Below are 1,355 nucleotides of genomic sequence, written 5' to 3'. Positions count from 1 at the left end.
TAACTTTGTTTTAGGGCGACTGCCCTGCTGCGTAACATCGTTGCTGCTCCATAACATCAAACATCGACCCACGGCGTAACGCGCTTGCTGCTTGGATGCCCGAGGCATAGACTGTACAAAAAAACAGTCATAACAAGCCATGAAAACCGCCACTGCGCCGTTACCACCGCTGCGTTCGGTCAAGGTTCTGGACCAGTTGCGTGAGCGCATACGCTACTTGCATTACAGCTTACCAACCGAACAGGCTTATGTCCACTGGGTTCGTGCCTTCATCCGTTTCCACGGTGTGCGTCACCCGGCAACCTTGGGCAGCAGCGAAGTCGAGGCATTTCTGTCCTGGCTGGCGAACGAGCGCAAGGTTTCGGTCTCCACGCATCGTCAGGCATTGGCGGCCTTGCTGTTCTTCTACGGCAAGGTGCTGTGCACGGATCTGCCCTGGCTTCAGGAGATCGGAAGACCTCGGCCGTCGCGGCGCTTGCCGGTGGTGCTGACCCCGGATGAAGTGGTTCGCATCCTCGGTTTTCTGGAAGGCGAGCATCGTTTGTTCGCCCAGCTTCTGTATGGAACGGGCATGCGGATCAGTGAGGGTTTGCAACTGCGGGTCAAGGATCTGGATTTCGATCACGGCACGATCATCGTGCGGGAGGGCAAGGGCTCCAAGGATCGGGCCTTGATGTTACCCGAGAGCTTGGCACCCAGCCTGCGCGAGCAGCTGTCGCGTGCACGGGCATGGTGGCTGAAGGACCAGGCCGAGGGCCGCAGCGGCGTTGCGCTTCCCGACGCCCTTGAGCGGAAGTATCCGCGCGCCGGGCATTCCTGGCCGTGGTTCTGGGTTTTTGCGCAGCACACGCATTCGACCGATCCACGGAGCGGTGTCGTGCGTCGCCATCACATGTATGACCAGACCTTTCAGCGCGCCTTCAAACGTGCCGTAGAACAAGCAGGCATCACGAAGCCCGCCACACCGCACACCCTCCGCCACTCGTTCGCGACGGCCTTGCTCCGCAGCGGTTACGACATTCGAACCGTGCAGGATCTGCTCGGCCATTCCGACGTCTCTACGACGATGATTTACACGCATGTGCTGAAAGTTGGCGGTGCCGGAGTGCGCTCACCGCTTGATGCGCTGCCGCCCCTCACTAGTGAGAGGTAGGGCAGCGCAAGTCAATCCTGGCGGATTCACTACCCCTGCGCGAAGGCCATCGGTGCCGCATCGAACGGCCGGTTGCGGAAAGTCCTCCCTGCGTCCGCTGATGGCCGGCAGCAGCCCGTCGTTGCCTGATGGATCCAACCCCTCCGCTGCTATAGTGCAGTCGGCTTCTGACGTTCAGTGCAGCCGTCTTCTGAAAACGACA

Annotated in this window: 1 protein-coding gene; it reads left to right on the top strand. The window is 60.2% G+C overall.

Translation table 11 applies throughout. The features are described from left to right. Window positions 1-139: 139 nt before the first annotated feature. Window positions 140-1,153 (top strand): class 1 integron integrase IntI1, encoded by a 1,014-nt coding sequence (gene intI1, locus M0415_RS21285; RefSeq protein WP_000845039.1) that lies wholly within the window; start codon window positions 140-142, stop codon window positions 1,151-1,153. Window positions 1,154-1,355 lie beyond the last annotated feature (202 nt).

It is taken from the genome of Shewanella sp. 10B, from assembly GCF_023475885.1.
GTDB lineage: Bacteria > Pseudomonadota > Gammaproteobacteria > Enterobacterales > Shewanellaceae > Shewanella > Shewanella mangrovisoli.
Note: the sequence above shows the minus strand (reverse complement) of the source record. Positions and strands in the feature narration are given on the sequence as shown.

What these genes read in the sequence shown, in the direction of transcription:
- intI1 (WP_000845039.1), top strand. Translation starts at nt 140, where the DNA reads ATGAAAACCGCCACTGCGCCGTTACCACCGCTGCGTTCGGTCAAGGTT.